This window comes from Komagataeibacter kakiaceti JCM 25156 (assembly GCF_000613305.1).
The window spans coordinates 1-5,673 of the sequence record NZ_BAIO01000129.1 but is presented as its reverse complement, the minus strand read 5'-3'; the positions used below and the strand labels follow the sequence as shown (position 1 = coordinate 5,673).

General features: G+C 65.8%; 2 protein-coding genes and 2 pseudogenes. 3 read left to right on the top strand and 1 reads right to left on the bottom strand.

Annotated elements, in window-relative coordinates; translation table 11 throughout:
* Window positions 1-2,098 (top strand): annotated as a pseudogene (locus JCM25156_RS22860) (TonB-dependent receptor); the annotation flags it as partial.
* Between the two features lie 19 nt (window positions 2,099-2,117).
* On the opposite strand, the pseudogene panB reads toward JCM25156_RS22860, so the two are convergent.
* Window positions 2,118-2,947 (bottom strand): annotated as a pseudogene (gene panB, locus JCM25156_RS22855) (3-methyl-2-oxobutanoate hydroxymethyltransferase).
* A gap of 395 nt (window positions 2,948-3,342) precedes the next feature.
* Here panB and JCM25156_RS08685 point away from each other — a divergent pair.
* Both JCM25156_RS08685 and JCM25156_RS08680 read left to right on the top strand, forming a co-directional pair.
* Window positions 3,343-4,338 (top strand): hypothetical protein, encoded by a 996-nt coding sequence (locus tag JCM25156_RS08685; RefSeq protein ID WP_025812792.1) that lies wholly within the window; start codon window positions 3,343-3,345, stop codon window positions 4,336-4,338.
* A 159-nt stretch (window positions 4,339-4,497) separates the two neighbouring features.
* Window positions 4,498-5,673 (top strand): AAA family ATPase (locus JCM25156_RS08680; RefSeq protein WP_025812791.1); only part of this gene is annotated, 1,176 nt, incomplete at its 3' end.

The following is a 5,673-nucleotide window of genomic DNA, read 5'->3' as shown; positions in this document are numbered from 1 at the left end:
GACGCGGCGAAATCCGTCAGCACCATCGGCACGGATTTCATGCGCAAGCAGGCCCCCAGCGCCACGGCGTTCGACATGGTCAGCCTGCTGCCCGGGGCCAATGTCTCCTCATCCGACCCGCTGGGCTTTTCACCCCAGACCAATATCAGCGTACGCGGTCTGGGCGGGGATTCGATCGGCTACCTGCTGGAAGGCATGCCGCTGAACGATATTGCCTATTACAACGGCTATCCCGGCCAGTTCGCGGATACCGAGAATTACCAGAGTGTCGCGCTGGAACAGGGATCGGCGGATCTGGACGCCCCCGTGCTCAACGCGGCGGGGGGGCTCATGAACATGTCCTTCCGTGACCCCTCCACCCGCGCGGGCGGGTATGCGGATGTATCCTACGGGTCGTACAACACCAACCGCCAGTTCCTGCGGCTGGAAACCGGGCAGATCGGGCATACCGGCATACGCGGCTTCGTGTCGTATTCCCACGGCTATACCGATAACTGGCGTGGCCCCGGCCATGACGAGCGCCAGCATATCGATTTCAAGTTCCTGCGCGAATGGGGGGCGGGGAATCGCGTTTCGGTCATCGGGACCTGGAACACGATGGTCGCCAGCTACTACCCCCCCGTGGACAAGGCGGACTGGCAGGCGGAAGGCCCGCATGGCGCGGCGAACAACCTCGCCGCCACCTACAACCCCAACGACGCCGCAGGCGGCACGGATTACTGGGCGCTGTACCGCCAGCCGGAGCGGATATTCTACATGGCGGCCCCGGCGCGGCTGACGCTGGCGCGCAACCTGCACCTCAAGCTCACGCCCTATGCCCAGTGGAGCTACGGCAACGACCCCGGCGGCACCACCATGGGGGAAACCGGGATGTTCAGCGGTCCCAGCCCCGCCGGCGTGCCGGATGCCGACGCCGTGGTGCGCGCCAACTGGACCCAGACCAGCTATCGCGCGGGCTTCAACGCGGCGCTGGACTGGCAGCTTGGCAACCATGACCTGGTGTTCGGCTACTGGTACGATTATTCCGATGACAGCGAACACCAGCCTTCACCGCCGTAAACGCCAGCGGCAACGCGGCTGACATATGGGTGGACCGGATCAGCCGCACCATACTGCTGCCCGATGGCCAGCAACTGGACGCGGGCAGTTACCACATGATTTCCCAGACCAATGCGCTGTACCTGGGCGACCGGATGCACTTCCTTGGCCGCAGGCTCATGGTGGATGTCGGCTTCAAGGAAGTGATGCTGGACCGCCACGGCACCACCACCCCCGCCATGGGCGCGCAGAGTGCGGCAGGCAGCAACACGGCGGTGCCCCTGCCGCGCATCGCGATCCGCTATCGCATCACGCCCCGGCACATGGTGTTCTTCAACACCACGACCAATTTCCGCACCCCTGATGAAAGCGCCCTGTTCGGCGGGGTCACGGCCAGTGGCATCGCAACGCAGCTCAGGAACGAATATTCCGTGTCCGAGGAACTGGGCTACCGCTACAGTGGCGACCTGATCGTGGGCAGCCTGACCCTGTTCAACTATGATTTCACCAACCGCGAAATCCAGACGCTGCTGAACGTGAACGGCGCACAGGTGGACTCCACCATAAATGGCGGGGGCCAGACATCACGCGGGGTGGATGTGGAAATGGGGCTCAAGCCTGGCACCATTTCGCGCCCTACCTGTCGGGGGAATACCTGCACGCGACCATTGACAGCGACATTCCCTCCGCCAGCGGGCTGCTGCCCACGCGCGGCAGGACGGCGGTGGAAAGCCCCACCCTGCAGGCCTCCGCCGGGCTGAGTTATGATGATGGCCATATCTTCGGCATCGCGTCCGTCCATTACACGGGGCGGCAGTACGCCACCTTCATGAACGACGAACGCATGCCCGACCACACCACGGGCAACCTGGCCATAGGCTACCGCATGGATGACCATGCCTTCCTCTCGCACCCCGAATTCCGCATGAATTTCATCAACATCACCAACCAGCACTACCTGTCCGGCGTGGCGACCCCCACGCTTACGGCGGCCGAAGGCCCGCAATATTATGTGGGCGGCGGGCTGGCGGTGCTGTTCACGGCGGCCTCGGGGTTCTGAGGGGAAACCGGTACGGCCTTTATCCCGGCTCGATCTGGCGGCGCACGCCAAAACATTCCGCCGGGCCGGGAAAGCGGCGGGTGCGCACATCTTCCGCATAGCGGGCGGCGGCGTCCTCGACCACGCCGCCCACATCGGCGTAGCGACGGACAAAGCGCGGGGTGAACGCGCCAAACGCGCCCAGCATGTCATCGACCACCAGCACCTGCCCGTCACATGCGGGCGAGGCACCGATACCGATGACCGGCACGGTCATGCCTGTCGTAATGTCGCGCGCGACGGGTTCCACCGTGCCCTCCAGCACGATGGCGAAGGCGCCCGCCGCCGCGATGGCGTGGGCATCAGCCTGTACCTTGCGCGCCTGTTCCGCATCGCGCCCCTGCGTGCGGAAGCCGCCCGTGGTCTTGACCGCCTGCGGCATGAGACCGACATGACCGCAGACGGGAATGCCACGCTGCGCAAGAAAACTGACCGTCTCCGCCATTTCCGCGCCGCCTTCGAGCTTGACCGCGCCGCAGCCGGTTTCCGCCATGATGCGGGCGGCGTTGCGGAACGCCTGCGCGGGGATTCCTGATAGGAACCGAACGGCATGTCCACCACCACCAGCGCCCGGCGCGAACCGCGCACCACCGCCGCGCCATGGGCGATCATCATATCCATGCTGACGCCCAGCGTATCGGGCAGGCCATAGACCACCATGCCCAGCGAATCCCCCACCAGCAGGACATCGACATGCGGGTCGAGCATGCTGGCCATGGGCGCGGTATAGGCTGTCAGCCACACACCGGGCACGTCCCCCTTCGTGACATCACGTATGGTCCGCCGCCGGGGCTGTTCCGCGTTGCCCATGCCTCTCTCCTGCCATCATCCATCGGGTACCAATGGCATCTGGCATATTGCAGCACTTCGGTGTTTGCAAATCCCCGCCCGGACGAACCGGTGCGGCCCATGCCGCGTTACGGGCGGCGTCAGGCAGGCGGGGGCCGGACACGGTTGCGTGGACCCCGGCAACCTGTCATGGATTTAATGCGATATTAATAACCATTATCATATCGCGCGCCTATAATGACAATCTGTGGTGGGAGCGCCAACCGTTCCCGCGCCACCCCGAACCCACGCCCCGAAACCTGAACCCTGACCCGCTGTAACCCGCCACGCCCCGCGCCCATGCCGGGACAGGCAGGCGCAGGCACCCTGCCCGATAATGCAGATCCTCTGGCTACACATACTTCAAGGACCGCCCGATGCGTGAAACACGTTCCGCCCCGGCTATCTGGCACATGCAGCATTCCCGCCCCGAGAAGCTGGTAAGCTATTTCGACCCCTGGCAGCCGGTCGCCCGCCAGCTTGACCTGCTGTCCAACCGCTTCAGGGCCGTCCGGGCACTGTGCGACGTGCAGGCCGGCAGGACGGAGGCGGAAAACACCAGCCTGCTGGAACTGTGCGACGCGCTGGCGTTCCACCTGATCCGGGCATGCATGTGGTGGCAGGTCGATTTCTCGCCGCGCGCGGTAACCGGGGTTTCGGCCACCAGTTTCATGACCCATGCCCGCCGCCATACGCAACGCGTGGTGGAAGATGAAAGCCTGCTCGATGTCCTGACATGGCAGCATTACATGCACCCCACCGACGCCCGGCACATCATGGTGACCGGAACCGACCCGCTGTGCCGGGGCGCCACCACGATCGTGTACGGAATTGACGGGCGGCGGGGCTTCCGCTTCGCCATGCGGCGCGCTGGCGGGGCGCCCAGCTGGAACGACATCACCTATCCTGATTTCGTGTCCGCCTGCCTGAACGCGCGCGCGCTGCACTGCCTGATCCAGACCGAATGCACCGCCATCGGCGAATGGGATCTGGCGCGCGACGAGCATGAGCAGGCAGCGGGCTATCACACGCAGCATTTCCGCACCGTCGGGCAGGCCGGCCCGGTGGAACGCTACGCCACGGCGCTGGAGCGGCTGAGCCGCTTCCATTCCCGCTTCGGGCGCTTCGAGATGGAGAATATCGTCAATCATCTGGCCTTTGCCGTGGCGCAGGCGGCCCATGCGCGGGGGGCCAGCATTGCCGACCTGCTGCGCAACGGCACGGACCGGCCCGTCAACCCGCGAATCGCGGGGAGCCTGAAAAAGCGCGCCCAGACCCATGTGGCCACCGGCACCGACCCGCTGCGCCGCACGGAACTAGACACCCTGCTGACCGAGGTGGAAACCGGTTTTGCCCTGTCGCACCGGGGCTGAAAACGGGGGGCGGCGAAAACATATCGCACTCCCCCCACGACATCCGGGCCTGCACTACCTATATTCATGCCGGAGTAGCAGGAGACCCGATTAATGGCATTGGCCAAAAGCAGAAGACCGGCACCCCGCCGCAGGACAGTACAGGTCCGCTCGCCGCGCGTGCGCGGCGAGACGCGCCGCCTGCTGGAAATGCTGTGTATGCTGCATGGCTCGATCCATCGGGGATCGCGTGATGCCGGGGCGCTGGTCCGCTGCGTGGTGCAGGCGCAGCCCGACCTTGACCTGCCGGACAAGGTGCTGCCCGCCGCCCCCCGCCATGATGGTGAAAACCCGCCCACCGCCACGGAATGGAAACGCCTTGGCCACGCGCTGGAAGAAGCGCGCGCGCAGCATGGGGGGGAACGCGGCTATGTGGATACATGGCTTGAGGAACTGACCCAGGCCACGGGGCTGGGCCGCGTGGCGAGCGAGGTCCTGGGCCTGGCCATGTGCTACCGCCTGAACGGGCATTTTGAACAGTTGTGGGACGACCTGTGCGAAAACCGTTCGCGCGGGCCGTTCCTGTGCGAGGACATTCCGCTGCTGCACCTGCTGCTGGGGCAGGAGGAAGACGATCTCGCCACCGCCCTCGCGCCGGAGGGACAGTTGCGCATGAGCGGCCTCATGACCGTGGATGAGGACGGGGACATTACCCTGCTGCCCCGGCTCATGGCGCTGATGAACCGGCGCGCGAACGTGGTGGGCGACATCCGCTCGCTGCTGCTGGGCCAGCCGCGCGCGGCCACCCTGCCGTGGGAAGCCTTCGCCCATCTGGGCCAGCAGGCCGAAATCGCGGCCCGGCTGCTGACCGCCGCGATCCGGCAGCACAGCACGGGCATCAATATCCTGCTGTACGGCCCGCCCGGAACCGGCAAGACCGAATTCGCCGCGACGCTGGCCCGCCATATCGGCGCGATCCTGTATCCGGTGGGCGAGGCCGACAGTGCGGGTGACGAACCCTCCCGCCACGAACGGCTGGCCGACCTGCGGTGCAGCACGCGCCTGCTGCGCAATACGGATTCCATCCTCCTGTTCGATGAGGCGGAGGATCTGTTCACCTCCAGCCTGTTCGACCCGCCGCAGTCCTACAGCCGGGTGTTCTTTCACCGCATGCTCGAACAGGGCGGAACACCCGTGATCTGGACGGCGAACGACCTGAACACGCTCGGTCCCGCCATCGCGCGGCGCATGGCGCTGTGCATCGAGGTCCGCCAGCCCGGCATCGGCGTACGCACGCGGCTGTGGCAGGACATGGCGCGGGAGGAAAAGGTCGCCCTGGCCCCGGCGGACGCGGCG

Excerpts from the sequence above, each read along its gene's own strand:
- JCM25156_RS08685 (WP_025812792.1), top strand. The coding sequence starts at position 3,343 with ATGCGTGAAACACGTTCCGCCCCGGCTATCTGGCACATGCAGCATTCC.